Here is a 23,698-nt window from a genome sequence, read left to right as displayed (position 1 = left end):
GGGCGCGATGACCAAGCCCCCCATTCCCTATTCCGATCGCCGCTTCAAGGCGCTTCTGTTCGACATGGACGGCACCTTGCTGACCTCGATCGAATCCGCCGAGCGCGTGTGGTCGCGCTGGCTGACGCTCCACGGCTTCGATCCGATCGAGATCCTGCCGACCATCCACGGCGTCCAGACGCTTGAGACGATCCGCCGGCTCGGTATTCCCGGTATCGACCCTCGGCAGGAGGCGGACTGGATCGCCCGCGAGGAACTTGCCGATCTCGAAGGCGTCCGCGCGATCCAGGGTGCCGCCGAGTTCGTCGCCGGCCTGCCGCATGACGGTTGGGCGATCGTCACCTCGGCCACCCGTACGCTGGCGGAAGCGCGGCTGGCGGCGGCGGGACTGGTGCCGCCGCCCCTGTTCATCACCGCCGAGGACATCGCCAACGGCAAGCCCGCGCCCGATTGCTATATCGAGGCGGCACGGCGCCTCGATGTCGATGTGACGCAATGCCTCGTGTTCGAGGATGCACCGGCGGGCATCGCCTCCGGCCGCGCCGCCGGCGCGGACGTCGTCGTCATCACCGCCACGCACACGCATCCGCTCGCCACCGATTATCCCAGCATTCGCGACTATCGCGGTCTCACGACCGCGCACTCAGAAGGTATGGCCATGCTGCGGGCCGGCACGGCGCGCTGAGCGTCCCGGCGCCCCAACCGGCGCTTGTACTCCCCCGCATGTTCGCGCTACCAACGCCGCACACGCGTCCGGCCGGGGGTTCGCCCCGCGATCGGCGGCGTGTTCGCAGCAGGCCCGAGAGCTTGCGCAACGAGAGGGCCGGCGGACGCCCGGCGCGCCAGTGAGAGGATACGCCCGATGGATCTTGGACGCCGCGACTTCCTGCTTTCCGCCGCGATCGGCTCGATCGTTCCCGTCGCGCTCGCGCCGCACGCGCTTGCGCAGGGCGCGCCGGTGCCGCTGCCGGGCGGGCGCAAGCTCGGCTATGCCATCGTCGGGCTCGGCACCTATGGGCTCGGCGTCATCATCCCGCAGTTCGTGAATTGCACGCACAGCCGGCTCGCCGCGGTCGTCACCGGCGATGCCGCCAAGGGGCGCAAGGTCGCGGCCGAGCACGGGCTCAGCGACAGCGCGGTCTATTCCTACGCCACTTTCGACAGCATCCGCGACAATCCCGACGTCGATATCGTCTACGTCTGCCTGCCCAACTCGATGCATGCCGAATATACGATCCGCGCCGCCAAGGCCGGCAAGCATGTGATGTGCGAGAAGCCGATGGCGATCTCGGTTGCCGAATGCGAATCGATGATCGCGGCGTGCAAGGGCGCCAAGCGCAAGCTGATGATCGGCTATCGCTGCCATTTCGAGGCGTTCAACCTCGAAGCGATGCGGCTGGCGCGTGCCGGCGCAGCGGGCAAGATCCGCTATGTCCGCTCCGAACATGGTTTCGTCCAGCGCGATCCGTCGAAGTGGCGGCTCAAGCGCGCGCTGGCCGGCGGCGGCTCGCTGATGGACATGGGCGTCTATTCGCTCCAGGCCGCGCGCTACATGACCGGTGAAGAGCCGATCGCGGTGACCGCTCGCGAATCGACCGACCGCAACGATCCGCGCTTCCACGAGGTCGAGGACATGATCGAATGGACGCTCGAATTCCCCTCGGGCGCGATCGCCGGATGCCAATCAATGTACAGCGCCAACCAAAACCACATCCTGCTGATGGGCGACACCGGTCGGATCGAGCTCGAACCCGCGACCCGCTACGACGGCAACCATATGTGGACCGGGCGCCACGGGCGCGAACGCGAACTGACCCCGCCGCCGGGGCCGCGCGGGACCCAGTTCGCGGGCCAACTCGATCATCTCGCCGAGTGCATCCTCACCGACCGCGAACCGATCGTCTCGGGCGAGGAGGGGCTGCGCGATCTGCGGATCGTCGAGGCGATCTACCGCTCGGCGCGCGAAGGCCGCACGATCCGTCTGGACGGCCGCGCATGAGGGCGCTCCGCTACATCGCGGCGCTCGCGCTGGTAGCGACCGCCGCGCCAGCGCTCGCCCAGACGGCGCCTGCCGATCCGACCGGCCTCGCCAGCGCCGCCGACATTCGGGCGCAAGTCGCGACGATGGCGCGCGAGATGAAGCCGGACCAGCATTTCGCCTGGCGCCCGCTGCTGCGTGACGGGCAGACGATCGCCGCGCTCGAATATTGGACGGCGCCGGGCAAGCCCGCGACCCACCCGACCGATGCGGAATATACCACCGTCATCGAAGGCGCGGGAACGCTCGTCTCCGGCGGCCGGATGGTTGATCCCGTCACCACCAAGTCCGGGATGATCGAAGGCAGCCGGATTGAGGGCGGCACCACCCGCGATCTCAAGCCGGGCGACGTCATCCTGATCCCCGCCGGCACGCCGCACTGGTTCGGCATTACCGGCGGCAAGCTGGTGCTGCTCGGCATGAAGCTGCCGCGGGCGGCGAAATGAGCGGCTATCCGATCGGCCGCCGCGGCTTCATCGCCGCCGGCGCGGCGCTGGTCGCGACGCCGGGCTTCGCCGCCGCTCCCACCCCGCACGTGCGACGGCTGTCCCCCGCCCTCGACCGGATCATCGCGCCCGACAGCACGATCGAGACGATCGCCACCGGCATCCGCTGGGCGGAGGGGCCGCTGTGGGTGCCGGGCACGGGATTGCTGTTCTCCGACCCGCCCGCCAACCTGATGCGTCTCTGGACGCGCAACGGCGGCGTGACGCCGTTCCTGTCGCCTTCGGGTGCGGCGGGCACCGATCCCAAACTGGTGCGCGAGCCGGGATCAAACGGGCTCGCGCTCGCGCATGACGGCGCGCTGCTGATCGCCAACAGCGGCGGCCGCAGCATCGATCGCTTCGACCTCAAGACGCGGCGGCGTCGCGTCCTTGTCGATCGTTTCGAAGGCGCGCGCTTCAACAGCCCGAACGATCTGCATGTCGCCAGAAGCGGCGCGATCTATTTTACCGATCCGCCCTATGGCTTTGCCGATGGCGATACTTCGCCGCTCAAGGAAGCCAAGCAGAACGGCGTCTATATGTGGTCGCCGGGCGGCAAGGTCGCGCTGATCGATGGCACGCTCACCCGTCCCAACGGCGTCGCGCTGTCGCCCGACCAACGCCGGCTCTATGTGTCCGTCTCGGACGAGACCGCGCCCAGGATCATGGTCTATGATCTCGACGCACGCGGCACGCCCACCGCAGCGCGTGTCTGGCTCGACGCCGCACCGTTACGGACGGGCGACGCCCCCGGCCTACCCGATGGGATGAAGGTAGCCCGAAACGGCATTTTGTTCTGCTCGGTGCCCGGCGGCATGATGGTGCTGAGCCCGCAAGCCGAGCCGCTGGGGCTGATCGTGTCGGGCAAGGCGATCGCCAATTGCGCGTTCGGCGAGGATGGCGCGACGCTGTTCATGACCGCCAGCGACCGGGTGCTGCGCCTGAGGTTGCGTGGCGGCAACGGCGCGTGACCGGAACCGCCGGTGGGCCGCACGGGCTTTAGGCGCCCGGTCTCGGCATTTGATGGGGCGGGAACGGGAGAAACCCTGTGCGACCGTGGCGGCTCCTTCGTCAACGCCTTCCCGCCGCAAAGATGCTCGAACGCCCTCGGTCGTGCGAACCATGCTGCCGTCTGATCGCAACCCGCTCTAGCTTTCCGCCGCAGGGATTTTGGTTTGTCCGTAGGTCAGTCGGCTTTGCGGCGCCGCCACCTTCAGCGGACTCCCGGCTTCAAAACGGGCGAGCACCCCCTGCGTTACCTTGTCCAACGCCTCGTCCGAGAAGAACCCCCCGGCCACCAGGCAGCGGTCGATCAGCACCCGGCAGAACGCGGCGAACGTCTCGGCATCGGGCTTGCCGGGGTCGCGCCAGAAATCGTCGAGCCGGCCCTGGAAGGTCACGTCCTCGATATCGTACACCGCCTGCCCGAGCGCGATCACCGGCACGTCGAGCGCCAGCGCGAGGGTGCCGCTGGTGCTGTTGATCGTCACCACGCCTTCCGAATCGCGCGCGATCGGCACGATATCGCCGGCTTCAAGATAATCGACCCGGTCGCCGACGCCATACAACTTGGCGAGAGCGGCGGTCTCCATACGCCAATCGCGTACGCCGTTGTCGAGCGGATGCTCCTTCACCACCAGCCGCATGTCGGAAGGCGCGTGAGCGGCGAACGAGGCGATCACCATGCGCAGCGCATCGGCGATGCCGGCGAAGGAAGAATGCAACCGAATCTGCGCGTCCGAATCGAGTTGAAGCGGAAACAGCATGTAGCGCGGCTTGCCCGCAGCGAGTTTCGCCAGCACCTCCTGCGCCCGCGCCGCCGCCGCTTTGCGGCGCAGCAGCCGGCGAGCCCAGCCCATTCCCTCGACCAAGGGGTGCCAGGGGCGGTGATTCTCCCAAAAGGGATAGTACCAGCGCGTCAACACATCGGCGGCGTTATAGGCGAGGCCCTCCAGCGCGCGCCGCTGGAACGAGGACGGCACCGGGTGATGCTGGGCCACCGGCGGCAGCGCGGCGGCCTCGGCACGGTACCAGGCCGGATCGCGCGGCAGCGATGAATGACCGTTCACGCCGCCGAGTTCGAGCGTGACCCAGTCGGGCCGGATATAGCCTTCCTCGAAGACGTGGACCGGAACGTGCAGATCGCGGCACAGCGCGATCGCTGCCATATGCAGCGGGCGACAATCGCCGAACAGCACGACGTCGGTGATCTGGCGCTCGGCGATGATCCGCCGGAGCGCCTCCGGCCAGCCCTCCGCGCTGCCGCGATACTCAATCCCGTTCGGCAGGCGCCAGAACAGCCGGTCTCCACCATTGAAATTGACCTTGTGGACGCCGTAGCCCGCGCGGCTGAGCGCCTGCCCGAGCCGCCGGAACAATGGCCCCATCAGCCCCTGCAACAGCAGGATATTGCGTTGCGCGAGCGGCTGCGGGACGCCGGGCGCGGCGACCTGCGGAATCAGCGCCGGTGCTTGGACGGGCAGTTCGGGCAATCAAACATTCCTTCTTCGTGCCCGGCACTTCCCTGGAATTGTCGCCGGTGCGCGCGGCCATATAGATCGCGCTTGGTCTTTCAAGTCACGGCGCGGTGACAGCCACAAGGACCGCCGCTATAGCCGCCGCGTCGTTCTCTCTTTTGGGCGCGCGGCGTGGCATAATCGAGGCTGGCAACGCGACCAATTGTGGCAAAGGCTGTGATGTATTTGCTGGCGACGCTGGTCGGGTCGTTGCTGCTCGACTCGATAGTGCGTCCGCGCCCGATTCGCGGGCGCCACGGTCTCGGCGTGGCGCTGCACCTTCTGGTGGTGACGGCGACATTCGGGCTGTTCCTCACCTTGGCGGGGAACGCGGCGGTGGCGGCGGTGCTTGGCTGCGCGCTGATGGCGCTGTTCACGGTGGCATCGAACGCCAAATACAAGATGCTCGGCGAGCCCCTGGTCTTCACCGATCTGGCGCTGCTCGCGGCGGTGGTGCGCCACCCGCGCTTCTATTTCACGGCGATTTCGGTCCGACAGCGCGTGTTGATGGCGTTTGGTGCGGCGGCGGCGCTGGTCGCGCTGATCTCGCTAATCTCGCTGGAGGCGTCGCCGCATGTGACGGGCGCGGTGATGTTGCTGGCGGCCAGCGGCGGATTGTGGCTGATGCTGCGCGAGGGTGCGCTCGGCGACGCGATGCGCGTACCCGACCTGGAACGCGACCTGCTGCGCTTCGGCCTGATCGCGACGTTGGTGAGCTATTGGCGGCGCTGGCGTGACACCGCCGACCCGCCGCCCTGCCCGCCCCGTGCCGCGACCGCCCCCGCCGCGCCCGAACTGATCGTGATCGTGCAGTGCGAATCCTTTGTCGACCCGGTCGAGATCGGCGGCGACGCGAGCCTCGCCCTGCCGGGCCTGACGCGCGCGCGCGTCGGCGCATGGCAACATGGCGATCTCGCGGTGAGCGGATTCGGCGCCTACACGATGCGAACCGAATATGGCGTGCTGTTCGGCCGCAGCGAGGCCGAGCTCGGCTTCCGCCGCTACGATCCGTTCCTGACCGCGCACGGCGAGACGACGCTCGCGCTGCCGGCGCGGTTGGGCGCGGCGGGGTATCGCGGCATTTTCGTCCACCCGCACGATCTGGGCTTCTACGGGCGCGACCGGCTGATGCCCGCGATCGGGTTCGACCGGGTGATCGGCGAGGACGGCTTCGCCCCGATACCGCCGGGCGCCGGCCGCTATGTCGACGATCGTACTCTCGGCGCGAAACTCGGCGACCTCGCCGAGACGGCGGAGGCGCCGACCCTGCTCTACGCGGTGACGATGGAGAATCACGGCCCGTGGGACGCCGGTCGCGTACCGGGGTCGCCGGGTGGGCTCGACGCCTATCTCCAGCATGCGCGCAGCAGCGACACGATGCTGAGCGACCTCGTCGAACGGCTCGCCGCCGACGGCCGCCCCGCGCTGCTCGTGTTCTTCGGCGATCATCGGCCGAGCATCCCCGGCGTCAGCATGCCCGGAGGCGCGCGACATACGCCCTATGTGATGATGCGCTTCGCCGCCGGTGGCGTACCGATGCGGGGGCCGGGCCGGATCGACCTGACGCCCGACGAACTGCACCACGCGGTCTTGCGCAGCGTCTTGTGAGGCTCACACCTCGGGCGGTGTGAGGCTGAGCAGCAGGCGGTCGCGCAAGGCGCGGGGCAGCAGGCGGTCGAACCAGCGCAGCCACACGAAGGGCCATGGCAGGATCGCGTGCGCTTGCCCCCGCGCCGCCGCCCGTGCGATCCGCGCGGCCGCATCGGCCGGGCGCATCAGGAACGGTTTGGGGCCGGGCGTGCGCCGTGCCGCCGCAGTATCGATAAAGCCTGGCGAAACGAGGGTGACCCGGACCCCGTGCGGCTTCACCCCGATCCGCAGGGCCTCGGCGAAGCGCGCCAGCCCCGCCTTCGATCCGGCATAGCCCGCCGCGAAGGGCAAGGCATGGAAGGCCGCCGCCGATCCGATCAGGACGATCCCGCCCCCGCCGCGACGTGCCATGCGATCCGCCAGCGCCGCCGCCAACGCCGCCGGCGCGACGAAATCGACGAGAGCGAGCCGCGCCACCTGCGCCGCGTCCTCGACCAGCGCGCCGGGTGCGCGGGTATCGCCGAGTCCCGCCGCGAAGATCGCGAGGTCGATCGCATTCGTGGCGTCGTCCTCGTCCAATGCGCTGATGGCGGCGCCGCTGTCCGAAAGGTCGAGCATGCGGATCACGACGCGCGCGCCCGCCGCGCGGCAGGCGGCGGCGACCCCCTCCAGCCGCGCCGCGTCTCGCCCCCATAGCAGCAGGCTGCGGCTTGGCGCGGCATACTGTCGCGCTAGCGCGCCACCCAAGCCACCCGACGCGCCGGTGATGAGGATATGGTTCGGGGGCGTCATTGGCCCGTCATGCTAGCGACATTGAAAGTGTTGCTCTTATGCATTCGGTCCCAGTCTTATGCACATTGGCGGGTTTCTGCTGCGTCGCAACTTGACAGCGGGCGCGCGGCAGTGCCCATACGATCCGAACGTGTACGCGTCGATCCGGGAAGAGCGAAGCAATCCATGATGAAGTCCGGGTCCAGGCCCCACCGCATAAGGCTGTTCCAGAACAATCTGCTCGAGCGCTTCACGTTGATCTCGCCGCTCGCCTTTGCCGCGACATGGGCGGTATTTCTTGCGATCACGGTGCGCGCGAGCTGGGGCGCGGTGAGCTTTCTGCCCTCGCTCGCGCTCGTCGCGGCGGGGCTGCTGATCTGGTCACTGTTCGAATATGCGATGCACCGCTTCATCTTCCACCTCAAGCTGCGCTCCAAGTTCGGCCAATGGCTGATCTTCCTGACCCACGGCAATCACCACGTCATGCCGAACGACGAGATGCGCAACATCATGCCCCCGATCGTCAGCGTGACGATCTCATGCGGGGTCTGGGCGTTGTTGTACGCGGCGTTCGGGCCAGCCGGATCGGTGATCTTCCTTGGATTCGCCATCGGCTATGTCGTGTACGACAGCGTGCATTATGCTTGCCACCAGTTCCCGATGCGCGCGCCGGTGCTGCGGCAGTTGCGCAAACACCATATTCGGCATCATTACGCCAAGCAGGAAGGCAATTTCGCGATCACCGCGATCTTTTGGGATCGGGTGTTCGGCACCGAGGTTCCCATCAAGAAGCGCTAGGCGCACAGCGCTTCGATCGCATCGCACAGGATGGCGATGTGATCCTCCCAGCTTGGCGCCCGCCACGCCGCAAGCCGCGCATGTTGGGCGACATGGAGCGGCCCGCCGCGGAAATGATCGAGGATCGCCGCGCGCCAGCCAGGGCCGTCGAGCGGGTCGATGAAGTCGGGCGCGTCGCCACCGGCTTCGCGCAAGGCCGGCAGATCGCTGCAAATCACCGGCGTGCCGACCGATAAAGCCTCCGTCACCGGCATGCCGAACCCCTCGGCGAAAGACGGCAGCAGCAGCGCGCGCGCGCCGCGGAGCAGATCGCGCAGAGCGCCATCGGAGCAGCCGTTGCGTTCCTCGACATGGCCGACGAGCGCCGGGCAGCGTTCGAGCATGTCGATCACCTGTTCGTTCTCCCAACCGCGCCGACCGACGATGACGAGGCGCGGCACCGCGGCGGCCTGCAGCGATTCGGCCATCGCACGCCACAGGTTGAGCAGCAGCAGGTGATTCTTGCGCGGTTCGATCGTACCGACGCAGAGGAAATAGGGTTGCTCGGGGATCGGCTCGCAAGCCTCCACCCGGGGCATGTCATGCGTGCCGAGCAACGCGACGTGAGTCGGGATATCGCGCCCCGCCCGCTCCAGCCATGGCCTCAGCGATTCGCCGGTCGCGGCGGAGTTGACGATGACGCCGTCGGCAAGCGCGGCGACCGTTTCTATCCGCCGGCGGTGGAGCGCCGCGCCGTTGGGGCGGGCATATTCGGGATAGTCGATCGGGATCAGATCATGGACGAGGCACAGGAAGCGCGCCTGTTCACGCGTCAGGATCTGTCGCACCAGATCGGGTTTGGTGAGGTGATGCGGCGAGGCCTGCACGTAAACGCTGCTCGTCGCCCCGCGCGGCGCTATCGGCAGCAGGTCGAGCAGCGCGGGCAAAACGGTCGCGATCGAACGGGGTTTGGCGTCGCCATCCTCGAGCGCCCAGCGCGCCTCCAGCATATCGAGAAACCGCAGCGCCTTGGCGGCGGGCAGCCGGCCATAGCGCCCGAACGGATGGACGATCGCGAAGCCCAGCCGATCACCGTATCGCGCGTGCAATCCGCGCGCATAGGCCATTTCGACCCGGTCGACGCCGGACGGCGTATGATGCCGCACGCGCGACACCAGCCGGGACAGATCGAGAATCACCGCGCTCATCGCCGCCACGTCACCAACCGCCCTTGTACTTGCTTGAGCCGGGTCACCCAGCCGAGCCGATTGCGCGCCGCGCCCGCTTCCATGCGGCCGATCAGCACCTCGGGCGTACAGGGTAGCCCCGTCACGGGATCGAGATAGCGCGGATAGGCGATCAGCACCCCCGCGACGAGCGCGTCGAGCGTCAGCGCGCGCGCGCGCCGGGCGGGCACGGCGGCGAGATCGCGCGTCAGGCCCCAACCCGCGTAAAAGGGCACGCCGTGACAGGTTACCTCACGTCCGCGCAGCAGCGCCTCGAACCCGGTCAGCGAGGTGAGAACATGCACTGCGTCGACGGTGTCGAGCAACGGCGCCATCCCGCCGCCGCGCACGATCCGGTCGGCATGGAGCAGAGCATCGGCATCGCGCACCGCGCCGACACGGTGCCCGGCATCGACATCAGGATGGGGGCGGAACCAGATCTCCGCATCCGGCTCGAGCGCACGCGCGCGCCGCAACACCTCGAGATTGCTGGCCAGCCCCGCCCCGCCCAGCCGCACCGACATGTCATCCTCGACCTGTCCCGCCACCAGCACGAGCCGGCGGCCCGTATCCCGGATCAGGGCCGGCTGCGCGGCGTCCTGGCCATATTTGCTGATCCCGGCCGAGACGATCGTCTCGCGAAGCCGCGCGGCGCGGGTGAGCATCGCGGGTGGGAAATCCTCGTGCGCGAGCAAGGTTTCGAGGTCGCTCGGATGCGCGGGATCATAATGGATGCCGAGCCGGTCCACCGCGATCGAAGACGGCGGCACGAGATTGCTGCCCAGCCCGACCGAGCGCACGAAGCCATCCTCGACCCGCACCAGCGGCACCCCGCGGGCCGCCGCGTCCGCGATCAGCGCCGCCGAGACCCGCGACGGCCACACCGCCAGCGCGCCGCGCTGCCGCTCGGCATGGGCCAGCGCGGCGCGTTCGGAACGGAAGAAGCGCATCGGGTGTGCGGGCGTCCACAGGAAGCGCGCGATCTCACGCCGCTTCCACCAACTGAAGCCGCAACCGGCGACGATATTGCGATTGGCGGCGAAGATCCGCCGCCACTCGCCGAGCAGCGCCACCGTCGCGTCGAGAGTCGCATCCTCGCCGGTGAACGGATCGCGGTAGCGCGTCGCCGCCAGGTCGTCCGCCACGCGGCGGCGCAGCGCGATGGCATCATCGCCGGGCGCACCAAATCTGCCGGGGCTGAGGACGCGGACCGGGTCGCCAGAGATGATTGCCAGCCCCAGCCATTCGTCGTCACCATCCGCGACCAGCGTCGCACCGCCGCCGAGCAGCGACCACGGATCGACCGCCGCCGCCGGATCGACCAACAGCGCATCCGGCACGTCGGCCTGCGCGGCGCGGGCGCGCACGATCGCGGTTTCGCCATCCCGCTCCACCGGCCGCGCCCAGAACGTGCCGCCGACGCGGGCCTGTCGAACGCTCGTGAACAACCGCTCAGCCGCCGCAGGGGCAAGCGTCCGCGACGGCATCGGATCGAGCCGGGTGACGCACGCATCAATTCCGGGAAATGGCGGAGAACGAAGCAACGGAGCACCCATCCTCGCGCTCTTCCGCAATGGCCCGATGGATGCAAGCGAAGGTTCGGCGGCGGTACGTGCCGCGCACTATAGTGTCAGCGGCTTCCACCAGTCCTCGCGGTCGAGATACCAGCGCAACGTCTCCGAAAAGCCCTGCGCGAAATCGCGTTTCGGCGCATAGCCGAGTTCGGAGCGCGCCTTGGTTTCGTCGATCGCATAGCGGCGATCATGTCCCTTGCGGTCGATGACGAAGGTCTTGAGCTCGGCGCTCGGGCGCCCACGCGCGGCGGGGGCGTCCGGATAGCGACCCGCAAGCGTCGGATCGCTCGCGAACGCCGCGTCGACGGCGTCGCATATCTCCTGAACCACCCGGAGATTCGGCAGTTCCTGCCCACCCCCGATATTATATGTCTCGCCCGGTCGGCCGGCGCGAATCGCCAGTTCGATCCCGCGGCAATGATCTTCGACGTGAAGCCAGTCGCGTACGTTCATGCCGTCGCCATAGATCGGCAGGGGCCGGCCGCTGAGTGCGTTGATCAGGAACAGCGGGATCAGCTTTTCCGGAAATTGGTACGGCCCGTAATTGTTCGAGCAGTTGCTGATCGTCGTTTCGAGGCCGTAGGTATGGTGATAGGCGCGAACGAGGTGGTCGGACCCGGCCTTGGACGCCGCATACGGAGAGTTGGGCGCATAGGGCGTATCCTCCCGAAACGTGGGATCATCGGGACCGAGTGATCCATAGACCTCGTCGGTCGAAACATGGTGAAAACGGTGCGGGCGCCCCGTTCCCTCGTCGAGCCAAACAGTTCGCGCGGCCTTCAACAAACTGTGCGTACCGACGACGTTGGTCGTGACGAAAGCGTCGGGGCCGGCGATCGAGCGATCGACGTGGCTTTCGGCGGCGAAATGAACGATCGTGTCGATCCCGCGACCACGCAGCAGCGCCTTCACCAGATCGTCGTCGCAAATGTCCCCGACGACGAGTTCCACGCCCGGCAGGCCACCGAGGTTGGCCGGGTTGCCAGCATACGTGAGCGCATCGAGCACCACGATCGCATCATCGGGCGCGACCTTGCGCCAATAATGGACGAAATTGGCGCCAATAAAGCCGGCGCCCCCGGTCACGAGGAGGTCAGCCATCAGCCTTGATCGCTTCGATCATGACACGCAGTTGTACGCGCCAATGCGGTGCGGGATCACCAAGCATCGCAGAGGTCGATTGCGTGTCGAGCACCGAATATGGTGGCCGCTCGGCGAGGGTCGGATAATCCGCGGTCTTGATCGGAACGATCGGGACCGCCCGCTCGAGCAGGCCCGCGGCCAGTGCCTCTTCCTGGATCGCGACCGCGAAATCATACCAACTCGCCACACCGCTGTCGGTATAATGGAAAATCCCTCTCGCGCCCCGCGCCGCCAATTTCCACAAAGCGTGGGCCAGCCCAATCGCATAGGTCGGCGTACCGACTTGGTCGGCAACCACACGCACTTGGGACCGCTCGCGCATCGCGCGAAGCATTGTCCGCACGAAATTATGGCCTGTCGGCGCATAGAGCCAGGCGGTCCGCACGATCAGCGCCTCGGGCCCGGCGGCGTGTTCCCCGGCGAGCTTGGTACGGCCATACTGGCCAAGCGGCCCCGTCGGCGCGTCGGGAGCATAGGGTACGCCGGAGTGGCCGCCGAATACGAAATCGGTGGAAACGTGGACGAAATGCGCGGTCACGTCTCGCGCCGCGTCGGCGAGATGGCGAACCGCGGTCGTATTGATCGCATGCGCTTGCGCCGCCTCGCGCTCGGCCTCGTCGACCGCGGTGTAGGCGGCCGCGTTGAACACCACGTCCGGCGCCTCGGCCGCGACCACGGCCGCCACGCGCGCCCTGTCGCAGATGTCGAGCGCGCCGCGATCGAAGGACGCGACCACCGCCCCCGGTGGCACGGTCATCAGCAACGATCGGCCGAGTTGTCCGCCGGCTCCGACGATGACGGCCTTCACGGATAGCCCTGGATATCGGCGAAGGCGCCGCCGAGCGTGTCCTTGCCCGAGAGTCGCGGCTCGAAGCCGTCGATCGGCCATTCGATGGCAAGATCGGGGTCGTTCCACATCAGCACTCGCTCCGATGCGGGATCATAAAAGCTGGTGCACTTGTAGAGGACGTCGGTGTCCTCCGCCAAGCTCAGGAAGCCATGCGCGAAACCGGGGGGCACCCAAAACATGCGCTTGTTCGCCGCCGATAGCTCGAGTCCGAACCATTTGCCGAAATGGGTCGATGAGCGGCGTAGGTCCACCGCCACATCCCATGCCCGCCCGGCGGTGACGCGAACGAGCTTCCCTTGCGCATTCGGGTCCTGATAGTGGAGCCCGCGCAGCACGGCGCGCGCGGACCGGCTGTGATTGTCCTGAACGAACATCGAACCGAGACCCAGCTCGGTAAATCGCGCGGCGTTCCAGCTTTCGAAGAAAAAACCGCGATCGTCATCGAAGACCACTGGCTCCACGATCAACAGGTCGGGAATGCCGGTTGCGATGATCTTCACGCGAAAACCTTCCCGTCGAGCAGGCTCATCAGATACTCGCCATAGCCGCTCTTGCGCAGCGGCGCGGCGATTCTTTCGAGCGCCGAGTCATCGATAAATCCCATGCGCCAGGCGACTTCTTCAGGGCAGCAGATCTTCAATCCCTGCCGTTCCTCGGTTATCCGCACGAACTGGGCGGCGTCGATCAGGGAATTGTGCGTGCCGGTATCGAGCCAGGCATAACCACGCCCCATCAACTCGACCGAAAGTTTCCCCGCCGTGAGATACAGCCGGTTCAGATCGGTGATCTCCAGCTCGCCGCGCGGCGACGGCCTCAGCGTGCGGGCGCGATCCGCCGCCGTGCCGTCGTAGAAATACAGGCCAGTCACCGCATAATTGGATCGTGGATCGGCGGGCTTCTCCTCGATCGTCTCGGCGTGCCCCTCCGCATCGAAGGAGACAACACCGTAAGCGGTGGGATCGGCGACGTAATAGCCGAAGACGGTGGCGCCATCGGCGCGTGCATCGGCGCGGCGGAGTATATCCTGCAAGCCGTGCCCATAGAAGATGTTGTCGCCGAGGATGAGCGCGGACGGCTGATCGCCAACGAAATCGGCACCGATGTGATATGCTTGCGCCAGCCCCGCCGGCACAGGCTGCACCGCATAACTGAACGCGACGCCGAAGTCGCCGCCATCGCCCAGCAAGCGCTGGAACGCGGTCTGGTCTGCCGGAGTCGTGATGATGAGGATGTCGCGGATGCCCGTCATCATCAGCACCGACAGCGGATAGTAGATCATCGGTTTATCATAGATGGGCATTAACTGTTTCGAGACGCCGCGGGTCAGCGGATAGAGCCGCGTTCCCGATCCGCCCGCCAGGATGATTCCCTTCCGCATTCAGCCCCCATCTTATCGCGCGATTGTTCCGGCGTGCCGCGTTCCTGGCAAGCGATACCGCTATATCGAGGAATGAAAACGTCAAACCGGCGGCGTCACGGCCGCCGGTCCCAATCGATAAGGCGTGGCCCGTCCGCATCGCATGCGATCACCCCGTACGCCCCGGTGCGCAGCTTCAGCGAGGGCAGCGCCTCCGCCTGCCGCCTTAGCGACTCGTCGGAGCGGAGCGCGAAGCGCGCGGCGCCGTTGCTGGTGACGACCAGCACGCGCCCGGCCCCTTGCCTCCACAGATCGCGCCAGCCCGCCAGGCGGCGCTCCGCATCGACGATCCACCCGTCGGGCACGCGCGCCTCGGCGTCCCAGGCGGCGAGCGCGGCGTGGCCGATCCGGGCGAGCACCGCGTCCTCGGCCGCGTCCTCGTCGGGGCCGTGATCGATTTCGGTGAGCCAATCGGCGTCTTCGATCGTCGGTGCATCGGCCCGCGTCGCGAGGATCGCTTCGGCGGTCGCGCGCGTGCGCAGCAGCGGTGCCGCCAAGACGCGGTCGAATCCCGGCAAAGCTGCGCCCAGTGCGCGCGCCTGCGCCTGCCCGCTCGCGACGAGCGGCAGATCGGTGCGCGCGCCGATCCGGCGAGGCGGCTCACCAGTTTCGAACGTGTTGCCGTGTCGGACGATCGTGACGATCAGGCCCATGAGAGATGCGGTTCGCCATGTTCGGCGATCAACGCTTCCGCCATCGCGACGTCCTCGGGCGTATCGATGCCCGACATCGCATGGCGCGGCGGCGCGACCGCGACGGTCAGGATGTCCTCGCCGGTTTCGAGGAAGCGCAACTGCTCCAAACCCTCCAGCACTTCATAGGGGGTCGGCTCGGTTTCTTCGAAACGCCGCAGCGCCGCGAAACGATAGGCGTACAGGCCGATATGGCGGAAAATCGGCGACAGGTCGCTCGCCCCGCGCAACCGTCCCTCGTTGCGGATCGCCGGGATGACGGCTTTCGAAAACCACAAGGCGCGATCGTCCGCGCGCCGCGCGCAGGTCGTGCCGCTGAACGGCGACGCCAGCTTGTGCGCGCGCAACGCATCGAGCGCGCGCCAATCGAGCCGCACCACCGGCGTCGCGACCCCGCACGGGGAGGCGCGTAACGCCGTGATCAACGCGGCGATCATGTCGGGTGCGGCGAACGGCGCATCGCCCTGCAAGTTCACGACGATTGGCGGCGGAACCAACCGCTCGCGCGCGACCGCCCAGGCGCGGCCCGACCCCGAGGTGATCGCGGGATCGGTCATCACCGCGGCGCATCCGAGTTCGCGAGCATGGTCCAGGATGCGCGGATCGTCGGTCGCGACCACCACCTCGGCATTGCCGACGCGGCGCGCGCCCTCGCGTGCGATCGCGACGACACGCGACAACAAGGTGCGCCCGGCGATCGAGACCAGCGGCTTGCCCGGCAGCCGGGTCGAGCCGTACCGCGCGGGGATGACGATCAGGTCGGGCGGCGCGTCTCCGGCCCCGCGTGTGTCAGGCAACGCCGGCCCGCAGCATGTCGTGGAGGTGAACCACGCCGACCAGCCGCTCGTCCTCGCAGACGAACAGCACCGACACCGCCTTTTCATTGAGGATGCGCAGGGCGTCCGAGCTCAGCGTCTCGGGCGCGACCACGATCGGCGTCTGCGTCATATGGTGGCGAATGTCGTCACCGAGATGCTTGTTGGCGAAACTGCGGCGAAGATCGCCATCGGTGAATGCGCCGACCAACCGGTCCGCCTCATCGACGACGGCGGTGCAACCGTAGCGCTTCTGGCTCATCTCGATGGTCGCGTCCTGGAGCGACGCGCCGATCCGCACCACCGGCACTTCCGCGCCGCGCGCCATCAGTTGCGCGACGGTGGCGAGTTGCGCGCCGAGCCTGCCGCCGGGGTGGAAGGTGAGGAAATCGGAGCGGGTGAAACCCCGCCGCTCGATCAGCGCGACCGCGAGCGCGTCGCCGAGCACGACCTGTACCGTCGTCGAGGATGTCGGCGCGAGCTGGTTCGGACACGCTTCCTGCACCATCGGCAGCGCCAGGCAGATGTCGGCGGCGCGGCCGGCGGTGCTGTCGGGGCACGCGGTCGCGACGATCAGCTTCACGCCGAAACGCCGGCAATAAGCGATGATGTCACCAAGCTCGGTCGTCTCGCCCGACCAGCTCAGCGCCATGACGATATCGTCGCGCCCAATCGTGCCGAGGTCGCCGTGGCTCGCGTCGCCGGGGTGGAGGAACAGCGCCGGCGTGCCCGTCGATGTCATCGTCGCGGCGATCTTGCGCGCGACGAGCCCGCTCTTGCCCATGCCGGTGACGATCAGCCGGCCGGCATGTCCGCTGATCGCGCTGACGGCGGCGGTGAAGCTCTGTCGAAGCGGCCCGACATGCAGTGCTTCCGAAAGCGCGCGGAGCGCGTCCATCTCGATTCGCGTGGTGCGCAGCGCGGACAGCAGGCCGGGTTCGTCCGCGCCTTTGGTGGCAATCGCCGGCATAACATTCCCCAATGGCGGCGCTTTAGCGTCTGCCGCCGTGTCTATAAGGCCATCGCATTGACTTCCAGCGCTTTTGCGGCGCAGGGAACCGATACGCGACCGTCTGTTGTTCCTAAGAGACAGGTTCCCGCGCGTGGCAAGTCTAACGAGGTCGTGATGCGTCTGTTTGGGCAGGAAATTGGTCCGAATCAGAAGATGTTCTTCATCGCCGGGCCTTGCGTGATCGAAAGCGAATCGTTCGCGCTCGCGACCGCGACGCGGCTGCGCGCGATCGCCGACCGGCTCGGCGTGCTGCTGATCTACAAGAGTTCGTTCGACAAGGCGAACCGCAGTTCGGGCACGTCGTTCCGTGGCCCCGGTATCGACGAGGGCCTGCGCATTCTCGAGAAGGTCCGTGCCGAAACCGGACTACCGGTGCTGACCGACGTGCATGGCGAGGACCAGGTGCGCGCCGTCGCCGAGGTGGTCGATGTGCTGCAAACCCCCGCCTTCCTCGCGCGGCAGACCGATTTCATCGCGGCGGTGGCGGCGTCGGGCAAGCCGGTCAACATCAAGAAGGCGCAGTTCATGGCGCCCGGTGACATGGTGCATGTCGTCGCCAAAGCGCGCGCGGCGGCCGAAGGCGCGGGCGTCCCCGCCGACTTCATGGTGTGCGAACGCGGCGCGAGCTTCGGTTACAACAATCTCGTGTCGGACATGCGCGGCCTCGCGATCATGCGGGAAACCGGCTGCCCGGTGGTGTATGACGCGACGCATTCGGTGCAATTGCCCGGCGGACGCGGCACCACCTCGGGCGGGCAGCGCGAGCATGTGCCCGTGCTGGCGCGTGCCGCCGTCGCGGCGGGCATCTCGGGCCTGTTCATGGAAACCCATCCCGATCCCGACAATGCGATGTCGGACGGCCCCAACAGTTGGCCGCTCGACCGGCTCGAATCCCTGCTGACCCGGCTGCTCGCGATCGACGCGATCGTGAAAGACGGCGGCTTTGAGGAGCAGGCGCTGGTCGCGTGAGGCGGAACACGAATCCCGCGCGTTGAAGCACGATGTTCGCGCACGTTCCCGTCTCGCTCGGCATCCAGCTCGCCTGCTGGGCGCTGGGACGCAGACTCGGTGCCTCGACCAAGGCGTCGCTGTGGCTCGGCTGCTTCGCGGGGGCGGCGGTGTGCATCATGCGCGAGATCACGCAGCGCGAATATCAATGGATCGAGCAGTTCGGCGACGGCCGGCGCGCCAACATGCCGGGCTATGCCGGCCTTGAGGTGTGGGAATGGAACGCGCATTCGCTGAGCGAAACGGCGGTCGCGATATCCGCTTCGATCGCGTTCGCGGCGTTCGTGACGCGGCGGCGTTAGCCGCGGGTCAGGCAAACCGCTCCGGCACCGACATGGCTTCCTCGACGATCGTCGCGCTCATGCCCACCGCTTCCCACGGGAATACGAACCAGCGCTTGTCCTGGTCGCGGTCGATCGTCTCCGCGCGGTAATCGACCCGCGCCTGCGAGCGAATATTGTCCAGCACCACCGCGAAGCGCAGATTGCCGCTGTCGCAGCCGGTCTCGGCAAGCAGTTTGCGAATATAGGCGATCGTGCCGCCGCTGTCGTTGATGTCATCGACGAACAGCAGCCGTTCGCCTGCGGCGCTTTTCTCGGCCACCTTGCGCAGCAGCTCGTCGGCGAAGCCCGGCACCTTGGACGAATGATCGACTGATAGCATCGGCAGGTTGAGCTGGTGCGAGATGAACACCGCCGGCACCAGCCCGCCGCGCCCGATGCCGATCACGAAATCGGGTCTCCAGTCGTCCGCCGAAACGCTCGCGGCGACGGTGCGGACATCGGCGAGAAACGCCTCATAGGGGATGTAATAGAGGTCCGGGCTCATGATCGGGCGAATCCAGAATGCTGGGAGGAAGCGCCCCGGATATCGTCTCGGCGCGCGGGCGGCAATCGTTACACCTCGGGAGCGACGGTCGGGGCCGCACCGGCATAGCCGAGTTGGGCGAAATCATTCTCGATCTCGGCCAGCACGATGCTCGCAGCATAAGACGGTGTGCGCGCGGTCGCGGTGCCGAGCGCCAGCGTCATCGGCCGCAGGATCGAATCGGAAATGCGCGTGAAATTGAGCAGCCCGCGCTTGATCTCGGTGAAAACGTCGATCGAGGTGAGGATGCCGATGCCCACACCCTCCAGCACCAGCGACACGATCATCTGGATATTGTCCGAGGTGACGGTTCGATCGAGCACGACGCCGGTGATCCCCTCCAGCACCGCGATCTGCTGGCTGACCGCGAGCGGCTCGGCGGGCACGATCAGCGCCGAGCCGGTCACCGCCGAGAAACGCGCTTCCTTGCGCTGCCCGAGCGGGTGATCGGGTGGCGTTATCAGCCCCAGCACCACCTCGACGAAGGCGCGCACGGTGATGCCGCGATAGGATTGCGGCTCGAAGAAGATGCCGAAATCGACCTCTCCGTTCATGATCGCGGCGCGCACCTTGTCGTTCTCGACCACGCGCACGCCGATCGTGATGCCCGGATAGCGGCTCTGGAGCGAGCGGACGATGCCCGGCAGATACCCCTTCGCGAGCGCGTCGATCACGGCGATATCGACATGCCCGCGCTTGAGGCCGCGCAGATCCTCGATCTGCGCGCGAACATCGCTGAGGTTCTTCTGCCACCGGCCCCCCGCCGCCATCATGATCTCGCCCGCCGCGGTGAGGCGTAGGCCGGTCGGCAGCCGCTCGAACAGCGGCATGCCCAAATCGGCCTCGACGTTGAGGATCTGCCGGTCGATCGCCGACGCCGAGACGTTGAGCACCTCGGCCGCCTTGCGGATCGAGCCGAGCCGGCCGACCGCCATGAAGTACCGCAGGAAACGCGAAAAGGCCGGCATCGAAGCCCCTCTATTTTTTGCAACGCTCTGTGGGATTCATTGCGTTTGATGGCGCGACGTCAAGCCCCTACGCAAAGAGAATGCTGCGATGCCGCACGTGAGCGTCGGCGGACACATCCGAAAAATCAGAGGGAGCATGCCGCGCGCGGCTAACCGAATAGCATTGAAGGCACCGTAAAAAGAATAGTATTTTCTTTACAATATGATGAACGCGTATCTACGATGACGCACCGCAACATTCGTCCGGCGGTGCGTGGGCGGGGCAAGGACACAAACGGGTCGGCGACGGGCGAGCCACAAGCCGCCCGTCGCGAATGGGGGAAAGTTCACCGATGGCACAAACATATCTTCTTGAATTCAAGGCCGATTTCGCACGGCACTGTCACACCCGCACATCGCTGACCGCGCTCGCGGCGGCGCTGCTGACGTGCCCGGTGATCGTCGCCCCGGCTTGGGCGACGGACGCGCCGGCACCAGCGCCGGCACCCGATGCGGCGCCCGACGAGGACAACGACATCGTCGTCACTGGCGCGCTGAACGCGCTGCCGAACCAGGATGTCAGCTCGATCTTCGGCTTCAACAAGAGCGTGCTCGAAACGCCGCGTTCGGTCTCAACGATCAGTTCCGAGCAGATGGAGCGCTACGGCGTCACCGACATCTACGATCTCGTCGCGCAATCGCCCGGCACCTTCACCAACTCGTTCTTCGGCGTGGGCGGCGCGCTCGATATCCGCGGCACGCCGGGCGAAGTGTTCTTCCGCGGCATGCGCCGGCTCGACAACCCCGGCAATTACCCGACGCCGATCGCCGCCGCCGATCGGATCGACATCGTGCGCGGCCCGTCCTCGCCGATCTACGGCCCGTCCAAGACGGGCGGTTACATGAACTTCGTGCCCAAATCGGCGCGCGTGAAAGGCGGCGCGCTGCTCGATCATGCCGAGGGTCAGGTCAGCTACACCGGCGGCAGTTGGTCGTACAACGACATCAAGGCCGAGCTGCGCGGGCCGCTGCGCTTCGGCGGCACGGAGTTCGGCTACAGCCTGTACGGCGAGGTCGAGGATTCCGGGAGCTATTACCGCAACATATCGACCCGCAACGTCGTCCTGCAGGCGGCGTTCGACAACCAGATCACCGATACGCTGCGCGTCGAATTCGGCGGCATGTACCAGAAATACGACGGCCAGCAGAACGGCGGCTGGAACCGCCTGACGCAGGATCTGGTCGATAACGGCACGTACATCACCGGGACGCCGCCCTCGCTCGACACCAACGGCGATGGGCAGATGTCACCCGCCGAAATCAAGGCCGCCGGCGGTACCGCCGTGTTCAACCCGTTCCGCCCGTCGGGCAGCGCCTATACCGACGCCAGCTTCTCGCCCCTGCTCGCGCTCACCAACCCCGGCACGACCAAGCTCAGCCGCCGCGACGTGCTCGCGGGGCCCAACGATTTTCTGAAGAACAAGCAATCGACCGGCTATTTCGACATCATCTGGGATGGCGGCAACGATCTGGAAATCAAGAATCAGTTCTTCTACGATGGCACGCGCAACCGGAACAACAACGATTACGGCTTCTCACAATTCCACAAATCCTATGTGATTGAGGACAAGATCGTCGCGGCGAAGACCTTCAAGACCGACATCGGAAAATTTGCGCTGCAACTGTCGCCGTCTATCCGCTACACGGATTTCCTGCACGGCGACGATTTCACCTACGAATATTTCCACCGCGTCGATCTGTCGGTTGGCTACACGCCCGCATCCAACCGGCTGCTGTCGAACGAATGCGGCTGCAATTACACCAACTACATCAAGGGCCATGATACCGATTACGGGTTCGCCGGCCTGCTCGACGCCGACTTCGACTTCGGCCTCGATGTGATCCTTGGCGGCCGGTACGACAAGGTGGATGTCACCTCATCCTACAACCCGAGCAAGATGGAGGTCGCGCCGACCACGGTCTCGGGATCGGGCAGCAACGATGGCTGGTCGTGGAACGCCAGCGTGTCCTACAAACTGCCGTTCGGGCTGATCCCCTATGGGACGATCTCGCGCCAGACGACGATCATCGCCGGCCAGGGTTCCGAAATCGACCCAGTCACTGCAATCGCCGGCACCTTCATGACCGCCTCGAAGCTCTATGAGGGCGGCATCAAGGGAAGCTGGCTCGGCGGCCGGCTCTACGGTGCGCTCGCGGTCTATAACCAGGAGCGGGTCGATCACAACATCCAGTCGTCGACCGTCAACCAGTCGGTGCAGACCAAGGGCCTTGAGGCCGAGATGCGCTGGTCGGTCGACAAGCATCTGCTTCTCACCGGATCATACACGCACCTCAAGGTCTACAACCTGACCTTCTACGATGCGGGCTCGACATTCAGCTTCTTCGGGGTCGGCGATCTGCCCAACGTCACCAATCCCGCGCTGATCTTCGGCGGCCAGCCGGGCGGCCTCGTACCGATCCCGGACAAGGAGGCCTCGCGGCGGCAGGGCATTCCGACCAACACCTACACCGCGACGGGCACCTATAAGTTCGACAACGGCATCGCGCTCAACGCCAGCCTCGTCCACGTCGATTCGGTGTTCTCTGGCCAGTCGCGGACGGTCAAGCTGCCGGCATATACGTTGCTCGATGTCGGCGCATCTTACGAGACCGGACCGTTCCTGTTCCGCGTCATCGTCAAGAACGCCACCGATGCGACCTATTATCGCGCCAACTTCACCGAATTGTTCGGCGGCACGATCGTGCTGCCCGAGCGGCCGCGCAGCTTCCAGGCGACGATCCAGTACAAGTTCTGACATTCTCGAAGGGGCGCCCGCTTAGGCTGGCGTCCCTTCGCCCATTATGGAAACCCCGCCATGCGCCTGTTGACCCGCGCCACCATCCGCGCCGCCGCGCTGTTCGGCCTCGGCGCCCCCGCGCTTGCCGCGCCTGCGGATTGCCAACCCGGCAGCGCCTGCACGCACCCCCTGCCCGTCAAGGTCGTGATCGTCACGATGTTCGAGATCGGCGCGGACAGCGGCGACGCGCCGGGCGAGTTCCAGATCTGGAAGGAACGCCGCCACCTCAACACGCGCATTCCCTTTCCGCAATCCTATCACGATCTTTATTACAATCCGGACACGCAGACGCTCGGCATGGTCACGGGGATGGGCAGCATCCGCTCGGCGACGGCGACGCTCGCGCTCGGGCTGGACCAGCGGTTCGATCTCACCCATGCCTACTGGCTGGTCGCGGGCATCGCCGGGGTCGATCCCGCCAGGGCGTCGATCGGCTCGGCGGCATGGGCACGCTATCTGGTCGACGGCGATCTCGCGCATGAGATCGACGCCCGCGAAATTCCCAAGGACTGGAAATCGGGCTATTTCGCGCTCCACAGCAAGGGGCCGAACGACGCCAGCCCGCCGACCGGACAGGGCGAGGTGTTCGAGATCAACGCCGGCTTGCGCGATTGGGCGTTCGCGTTGACCAAGGACATCGCCTTGCCCGACGAGGCCGGCCTGCGGGCAGCACGCGCGCGCTTCACCGGCTATCCGGCCGGGCAGCGCCCGCCCTTCGTTCTCAAGGGGGACAATCTCGCCGCGATGACCTTCTGGCACGGTAAGCTCATGACCGGCTGGGCCGAGGATTGGGTGAAATATTGGACGCGTGGACAAGGCGAGTTCGTCACCTCGGCGATGGAGGAGACCGGTACCTACCAGTCGATCACCTATCTCGACACGATCGGCCGGGTCGACAAACGGCGCTTCATGGTGCTGCGCGCCGGCAGCAACTATACGATGCCGCCGTCCGGCGTGGACGCCGCGACCTATCTGCTGCGCGAGAACGAAGGCTATGCCGGCATGCACGCCGCGCTCGAGAATCTGTACACCGTCGGATCAAAAGTGGTCGATGAACTGACCGCGCATTGGGACCGATACGAGAAGAACGTACCGGAATAAGCCGATCTGCG

At 66.6% G+C, this 23,698-nt stretch carries 23 protein-coding genes; 10 read left to right on the top strand and 13 right to left on the bottom strand.

Going from position 1 to position 23,698, the window contains the following annotated elements; all coding sequences use genetic code 11:
* The first annotated feature begins 7 nt into the window (after positions 1 to 7).
* The 4 genes from BLS81_RS16300 (at position 8) to BLS81_RS16285 (ending at position 3,494) form a co-directional block, all read left to right on the top strand.
* Entirely contained in the window at positions 8 to 685 is a 678-nt protein-coding gene (locus tag BLS81_RS16300) for an HAD-IA family hydrolase (protein WP_093225513.1), read from the top strand.
* Between the two features lie 177 nt (positions 686 to 862).
* On the top strand, positions 863 to 1,999 hold the full coding sequence (locus BLS81_RS16295) for a Gfo/Idh/MocA family protein (protein WP_093225427.1): 1,137 nt from the start codon (positions 863 to 865) through the stop codon (positions 1,997 to 1,999).
* On the top strand, positions 1,996 to 2,484 hold the full coding sequence (locus tag BLS81_RS16290) for a cupin domain-containing protein (RefSeq protein ID WP_143023374.1): 489 nt from the start codon (positions 1,996 to 1,998) through the stop codon (positions 2,482 to 2,484). The genes BLS81_RS16295 and BLS81_RS16290 overlap by 4 nt, the downstream gene beginning before the upstream one ends.
* Positions 2,481 to 3,494 carry an SMP-30/gluconolactonase/LRE family protein gene (locus tag BLS81_RS16285; protein WP_093225425.1) on the top strand — a complete coding sequence of 338 codons (1,014 nt, stop codon included), beginning with the start codon at positions 2,481 to 2,483 and terminating at the stop codon, positions 3,492 to 3,494. The genes BLS81_RS16290 and BLS81_RS16285 overlap by 4 nt, the downstream gene beginning before the upstream one ends.
* A 177-nt stretch (positions 3,495 to 3,671) precedes the next feature.
* On the opposite strand, the gene BLS81_RS16280 is transcribed toward BLS81_RS16285, so the two are convergent.
* Positions 3,672 to 4,910: a capsule biosynthesis protein gene (locus BLS81_RS16280; RefSeq protein ID WP_093225510.1), complete on the bottom strand. Its 1,239-nt coding sequence runs from the start codon at positions 4,908 to 4,910 to the stop codon at positions 3,672 to 3,674.
* A 309-nt stretch (positions 4,911 to 5,219) separates the two neighbouring features.
* Between BLS81_RS16280 and BLS81_RS16275 the strand changes: the two genes are divergently transcribed.
* A complete protein-coding gene (locus tag BLS81_RS16275; protein ID WP_093225424.1) occupies positions 5,220 to 6,647 on the top strand; it encodes an LTA synthase family protein in 1,428 nt (475 codons plus the stop codon).
* Between the two features lie 3 nt (positions 6,648 to 6,650).
* Here the strand turns inward: BLS81_RS16275 and BLS81_RS16270 are convergent, their stop codons facing one another.
* Positions 6,651 to 7,421, bottom strand: a complete 771-nt coding sequence (locus BLS81_RS16270) for an SDR family NAD(P)-dependent oxidoreductase (protein WP_093225422.1) — start codon at positions 7,419 to 7,421, stop codon at positions 6,651 to 6,653.
* Between the two features lie 168 nt (positions 7,422 to 7,589).
* On the opposite strand from BLS81_RS16270, the gene BLS81_RS16265 reads away from it, so the two are divergent.
* A complete protein-coding gene (locus tag BLS81_RS16265; RefSeq protein ID WP_256326297.1) occupies positions 7,590 to 8,198 on the top strand; it encodes a sterol desaturase family protein in 609 nt (202 codons plus the stop codon).
* Here the strand turns inward: BLS81_RS16265 and BLS81_RS16260 are convergent.
* The 9 genes from BLS81_RS16260 to BLS81_RS16220 form a co-directional block, all read right to left on the bottom strand.
* Positions 8,195 to 9,385: a glycosyltransferase family 4 protein gene (locus BLS81_RS16260; protein ID WP_093225509.1), complete on the bottom strand. Its 1,191-nt coding sequence runs from the start codon at positions 9,383 to 9,385 to the stop codon at positions 8,195 to 8,197. The genes BLS81_RS16265 and BLS81_RS16260 overlap by 4 nt on opposite strands.
* Positions 9,382 to 10,890 carry a capsular polysaccharide export protein, LipB/KpsS family gene (locus BLS81_RS16255; RefSeq protein WP_256326295.1) on the bottom strand — a complete coding sequence of 503 codons (1,509 nt, stop codon included), beginning with the start codon at positions 10,888 to 10,890 and terminating at the stop codon, positions 9,382 to 9,384. The genes BLS81_RS16260 and BLS81_RS16255 overlap by 4 nt, the downstream gene beginning before the upstream one ends.
* 135 nt (positions 10,891 to 11,025) lie before the next feature.
* Complete coding sequence (rfbB, locus tag BLS81_RS16250; protein ID WP_093225418.1) at positions 11,026 to 12,078, bottom strand: dTDP-glucose 4,6-dehydratase; 1,053 nt, start codon at positions 12,076 to 12,078, stop codon at positions 11,026 to 11,028.
* A complete protein-coding gene (gene rfbD, locus BLS81_RS16245) occupies positions 12,071 to 12,928 on the bottom strand; it encodes a dTDP-4-dehydrorhamnose reductase (protein WP_093225417.1) in 858 nt (285 codons plus the stop codon). The genes rfbB and rfbD overlap by 8 nt, the downstream gene beginning before the upstream one ends.
* Positions 12,925 to 13,470, bottom strand: coding sequence for a dTDP-4-dehydrorhamnose 3,5-epimerase (gene rfbC, locus BLS81_RS16240; protein ID WP_093225415.1), 546 nt, complete (start codon positions 13,468 to 13,470; stop codon positions 12,925 to 12,927). The genes rfbD and rfbC overlap by 4 nt, the downstream gene beginning before the upstream one ends.
* Positions 13,467 to 14,348 (bottom strand): glucose-1-phosphate thymidylyltransferase RfbA, encoded by an 882-nt coding sequence (gene rfbA, locus BLS81_RS16235; protein WP_093225414.1) that lies wholly within the window; start codon positions 14,346 to 14,348, stop codon positions 13,467 to 13,469. Before rfbA ends, rfbC begins: the two co-directional genes overlap by 4 nt.
* Before the next feature lie 95 nt (positions 14,349 to 14,443).
* Complete coding sequence (locus BLS81_RS16230; RefSeq protein WP_176787200.1) at positions 14,444 to 15,040, bottom strand: histidine phosphatase family protein; 597 nt, start codon at positions 15,038 to 15,040, stop codon at positions 14,444 to 14,446.
* Entirely contained in the window at positions 15,031 to 15,876 is an 846-nt protein-coding gene (locus tag BLS81_RS16225; protein ID WP_256326294.1) for a 3-deoxy-manno-octulosonate cytidylyltransferase, read from the bottom strand. Before BLS81_RS16225 ends, BLS81_RS16230 begins: the two co-directional genes overlap by 10 nt.
* Positions 15,869 to 16,864, bottom strand: a complete 996-nt coding sequence (locus BLS81_RS16220; RefSeq protein WP_093225412.1) for a KpsF/GutQ family sugar-phosphate isomerase — start codon at positions 16,862 to 16,864, stop codon at positions 15,869 to 15,871. The genes BLS81_RS16225 and BLS81_RS16220 overlap by 8 nt, the downstream gene beginning before the upstream one ends.
* A gap of 156 nt (positions 16,865 to 17,020) precedes the next feature.
* Here BLS81_RS16220 and kdsA point away from each other — a divergent pair, with 156 nt between their 5' ends.
* Both kdsA and BLS81_RS16210 read left to right on the top strand, forming a co-directional pair.
* Positions 17,021 to 17,875 (top strand): 3-deoxy-8-phosphooctulonate synthase, encoded by an 855-nt coding sequence (gene kdsA / locus BLS81_RS16215; protein WP_093225411.1) that lies wholly within the window; start codon positions 17,021 to 17,023, stop codon positions 17,873 to 17,875.
* Between the two features lie 32 nt (positions 17,876 to 17,907).
* Positions 17,908 to 18,216: a hypothetical protein gene (locus BLS81_RS16210; protein WP_093225410.1), complete on the top strand. Its 309-nt coding sequence runs from the start codon at positions 17,908 to 17,910 to the stop codon at positions 18,214 to 18,216.
* A 7-nt stretch (positions 18,217 to 18,223) separates the two neighbouring features.
* Here the strand turns inward: BLS81_RS16210 and BLS81_RS16205 are convergent, their stop codons facing one another.
* On the bottom strand, positions 18,224 to 18,742 hold the full coding sequence (locus BLS81_RS16205) for a phosphoribosyltransferase (protein ID WP_093225408.1): 519 nt from the start codon (positions 18,740 to 18,742) through the stop codon (positions 18,224 to 18,226).
* Between the two features lie 68 nt (positions 18,743 to 18,810).
* Positions 18,811 to 19,749: a LysR family transcriptional regulator gene (locus tag BLS81_RS16200; RefSeq protein WP_093225407.1), complete on the bottom strand. Its 939-nt coding sequence runs from the start codon at positions 19,747 to 19,749 to the stop codon at positions 18,811 to 18,813.
* A gap of 332 nt (positions 19,750 to 20,081) precedes the next feature.
* Here BLS81_RS16200 and BLS81_RS16195 point away from each other — a divergent pair, with 332 nt between their 5' ends.
* Together BLS81_RS16195 and BLS81_RS16190 are read left to right on the top strand one after the other, a co-directional pair.
* The gene (locus BLS81_RS16195; protein ID WP_093225405.1) at positions 20,082 to 22,544 is read left to right on the top strand and encodes a TonB-dependent siderophore receptor; all 2,463 of its coding nucleotides are present in this window, start codon (positions 20,082 to 20,084) and stop codon (positions 22,542 to 22,544) included.
* A 60-nt stretch (positions 22,545 to 22,604) separates the two neighbouring features.
* Positions 22,605 to 23,687, top strand: a complete 1,083-nt coding sequence (locus BLS81_RS16190; RefSeq protein WP_093225404.1) for a purine nucleoside permease — start codon at positions 22,605 to 22,607, stop codon at positions 23,685 to 23,687.
* Positions 23,688 to 23,698: the final 11 nt, after the last annotated feature.

This window comes from Sphingomonas sp. NFR15, assembly GCF_900103265.1.
Taxonomy (GTDB): Bacteria; Pseudomonadota; Alphaproteobacteria; order Sphingomonadales; family Sphingomonadaceae; genus Sphingomonas; species Sphingomonas pollutisoli.
This window is presented reverse-complemented; position numbering and strand designations above follow the sequence as displayed.

Excerpts from the sequence above, each read along its gene's own strand:
- BLS81_RS16300 (WP_093225513.1), top strand. The coding sequence starts at position 8 with ATGACCAAGCCCCCCATTCCCTATTCCGATCGCCGCTTCAAGGCGCTT.
- BLS81_RS16295 (WP_093225427.1), top strand. The coding sequence starts at position 863 with ATGGATCTTGGACGCCGCGACTTCCTGCTTTCCGCCGCGATCGGCTCG.
- BLS81_RS16290 (WP_143023374.1), top strand. The coding sequence starts at position 1,996 with ATGAGGGCGCTCCGCTACATCGCGGCGCTCGCGCTGGTAGCGACCGCC.
- BLS81_RS16285 (WP_093225425.1), top strand. The coding sequence starts at position 2,481 with ATGAGCGGCTATCCGATCGGCCGCCGCGGCTTCATCGCCGCCGGCGCG.
- BLS81_RS16280 (WP_093225510.1), bottom strand. The coding sequence starts at position 4,910 with ATGGGGCCATTGTTCCGGCGGCTCGGGCAGGCGCTCAGCCGCGCGGGC.
- BLS81_RS16275 (WP_093225424.1), top strand. The coding sequence starts at position 5,220 with ATGTATTTGCTGGCGACGCTGGTCGGGTCGTTGCTGCTCGACTCGATA.
- BLS81_RS16270 (WP_093225422.1), bottom strand. The coding sequence starts at position 7,421 with ATGACGCCCCCGAACCATATCCTCATCACCGGCGCGTCGGGTGGCTTG.
- BLS81_RS16265 (WP_256326297.1), top strand. The coding sequence starts at position 7,590 with ATGAAGTCCGGGTCCAGGCCCCACCGCATAAGGCTGTTCCAGAACAAT.
- BLS81_RS16260 (WP_093225509.1), bottom strand. The coding sequence starts at position 9,385 with ATGAGCGCGGTGATTCTCGATCTGTCCCGGCTGGTGTCGCGCGTGCGG.
- BLS81_RS16255 (WP_256326295.1), bottom strand. The coding sequence starts at position 10,890 with ATGCCGTCGCGGACGCTTGCCCCTGCGGCGGCTGAGCGGTTGTTCACG.
- rfbB (WP_093225418.1), bottom strand. The coding sequence starts at position 12,078 with ATGGCTGACCTCCTCGTGACCGGGGGCGCCGGCTTTATTGGCGCCAAT.
- rfbA (WP_093225414.1), bottom strand. The coding sequence starts at position 14,348 with ATGCGGAAGGGAATCATCCTGGCGGGCGGATCGGGAACGCGGCTCTAT.
- BLS81_RS16230 (WP_176787200.1), bottom strand. The coding sequence starts at position 15,040 with ATGGGCCTGATCGTCACGATCGTCCGACACGGCAACACGTTCGAAACT.
- BLS81_RS16220 (WP_093225412.1), bottom strand. The coding sequence starts at position 16,864 with ATGCCGGCGATTGCCACCAAAGGCGCGGACGAACCCGGCCTGCTGTCC.
- kdsA (WP_093225411.1), top strand. The coding sequence starts at position 17,021 with ATGCGTCTGTTTGGGCAGGAAATTGGTCCGAATCAGAAGATGTTCTTC.
- BLS81_RS16210 (WP_093225410.1), top strand. The coding sequence starts at position 17,908 with ATGTTCGCGCACGTTCCCGTCTCGCTCGGCATCCAGCTCGCCTGCTGG.
- BLS81_RS16205 (WP_093225408.1), bottom strand. The coding sequence starts at position 18,742 with ATGAGCCCGGACCTCTATTACATCCCCTATGAGGCGTTTCTCGCCGAT.
- BLS81_RS16200 (WP_093225407.1), bottom strand. The coding sequence starts at position 19,749 with ATGCCGGCCTTTTCGCGTTTCCTGCGGTACTTCATGGCGGTCGGCCGG.
- BLS81_RS16195 (WP_093225405.1), top strand. The coding sequence starts at position 20,082 with ATGGCACAAACATATCTTCTTGAATTCAAGGCCGATTTCGCACGGCAC.
- BLS81_RS16190 (WP_093225404.1), top strand. The coding sequence starts at position 22,605 with ATGCGCCTGTTGACCCGCGCCACCATCCGCGCCGCCGCGCTGTTCGGC.